The organism is Ideonella livida (assembly GCF_010499455.1).
In the GTDB taxonomy this organism is placed as follows: domain Bacteria; phylum Pseudomonadota; class Gammaproteobacteria; order Burkholderiales; family Burkholderiaceae_C; genus Ideonella; species Ideonella livida.
The window spans coordinates 1-2,096 of sequence record NZ_JAAGOH010000077.1 but is presented as its reverse complement, the minus strand read 5'-3'; the positions used below and the strand labels follow the sequence as shown (position 1 = coordinate 2,096).

General features: G+C 69.2%; 1 protein-coding gene. It reads right to left on the bottom strand.

The window, feature by feature from the left end; all coding sequences use genetic code 11:
* Positions 1-2,096, bottom strand: a 2,096-nt coding sequence (locus G3A44_RS23085; RefSeq protein ID WP_203561548.1) for an SdrD B-like domain-containing protein, incomplete at both ends; no start/stop codon positions are given.

The window sequence follows — 2,096 nt, the reverse complement described above, 5'->3', positions numbered from 1 at the left end:
GGTGGTGGCCACCACGGCGCCGCTGGCGTTGAGCAGCTTGACGGTGACGCAGGCCAGGCCGGCCTCGCCGGTGTCCTGGGTGCCGTTGCCGTTGACGTCCACCCACACCTTGTCGCCCACGGTGGCGGTGGCCTGCTTCAGGCCGGCGTCCACGGTGGTGACGTTGCTGCCGGAGGTCAGGGTGTAGTAGCCGGTCTTGCCGTCGGCGCCGGCATCGCTGTCGCTGCTGTCCGAGCCCACATCCTTGCTGGTGAAGGTGTAGCCGTTGGGGGCGACGAACTGCACGGCGTACTGGCCCGGGGCCAGGCCGGTGAACTGGTAGCCGCCACTGCTGTTGGTGGTGGTGGTGGCCACCACATTGCCCGCGGTGTCCAGCAGCTTGACGGTGACACAGGCCAGGCCGGCCTCGTTGCCGTCGAGCTGGCCGTCGCCATCGGTGTCCAGCCAGACCTTGTCGCCGATGCTGGCGGTCTTGTAGAGGCCGGCGTCGACGGAGGTGATGGCGTCACCGGCGTTGACGGTGAAGGAGCCGGTCTTGCCGGTGGAGGCGGCGTCGCTGTCGGTGGCGTCGCTGCCCACGTCCTTCTTGGTGAAGACGTAGCCCGAGGGGGTGACGAACTGGACCGAGTAGGTGCCCGGGGTGACGTTGGTGAACTGGTAGTTGCCGCTGTTGTCGGTGGTGGTGGTGGCCACCACGGCGCCGCTGGCGTTGAGCAGCTTGACGGTGACGCAGGCCAGGCCGGCCTCGCCGGTGTCCTGGGTGCCGTTGCCGTTGACGTCCACCCACACCTTGTCGCCCACGGTGGCGTTCTGCGCCACGGCCGGCACGGTGTAGTGGGTGGCATCGCTGTCGCTCACCGCGGTGCCGGTGCCCACCGACTTGGCGGTCACCGTGCCCACATTGGCAAACTCCGCGCCCGCCGTCACCGGACGGCTGGCGGTGTAGATCCAGGTCTCGCCCACGTCCAGCACGCCGTTGCCGTTGTCACCGCTGGCATAGGTCAGGCCGGTGAGTTGGGTGTCCGACAGCTGCACATCGGTCAGCGCGACGTTGCCGGTGTTGGTGACCTTGTAGGTGTAGAGCGCCTCACCGCCGGCAGGGATGACCGGGCCGGAGCCGCTGGTGTCGGCATCCAGGTTGGCCGTCTCGGCGGTGACGGTGGTGGTGGCCGGCGTGCTCAGGTCCGCTTCCAGCGTGTTCTGGACTTCCAGCAGGTTCTTGGCGGTGGTGTAGTCGCAGGTCGCGAAGGCGTTCTGCACCATGGCGATGACCTGGGCTTCCGTGTACTGGAAGCTGATCATCGGGTGCGAGGCGTTCAGCAGGGCGGCCACGGCCTGGCGCATCAGCGCCTCCATGCCGCCGCCGGTGGTGGCCAGGGCGCTGGCCAGGGTCGGGTTGCTGCCGGAGATGTTCACCCCGAACAGCGACTCGAAGCTGTCGGTGGGCTTGTAGGGCACGCCGGTCCAGGCGCCATCGGCCGGGCCGGTCGAGCCGCCGCAGCCGTCGGTCGGCGCGTGGGTCTTCCAGTAGCCCGGGCTCAGGCCCTCGCCGCCTTCGGCGGACGTGGTCTGGTAGCGGCCGCGGACAAAGGTCTCCAGGTCAATGCGCGCCTGCTCGACGAAGGTCGACTTCACGCCGGCGTCCACCGTGGTGTTGGCCTCGCCCGAGCGCAGCGTGAACTGGCTGGTGGTGCCGGTGGTGGTGTCGGCATCGGAGTCGCTGGCGTCGGCGCCGGCATCACGCTGGGTGAACTCGTAGCCCGCGGGCAGCGTGCTCTTGTCGAACTGCACGGCATAGGTGCCGGGGGTCAGGTCGGCAAACAGGTACTTGCCGTTGGCGTCGGTGGTGGTGGTGGCCACCACGGTGCCGTTGGCATCCAGCAGCTTGACCGTGACGCCCGCCTGGCCGGCCTCGGTGCCGTCCAGCTGGCCGTTGCCATTGGCGTCCACCCACACGGTGTCGCCCACACTGGCCTTCTGGAACAGGCCGGCGTCAACGGTGGTGACGTGGTCGCCCTGGCCCAGGGTGATGGCGGCGGTGTTGCCAGCGGCGTCGATGTCGCTGTCGGCGGCGTCGTTGCCGCCTTGGTCGGCGG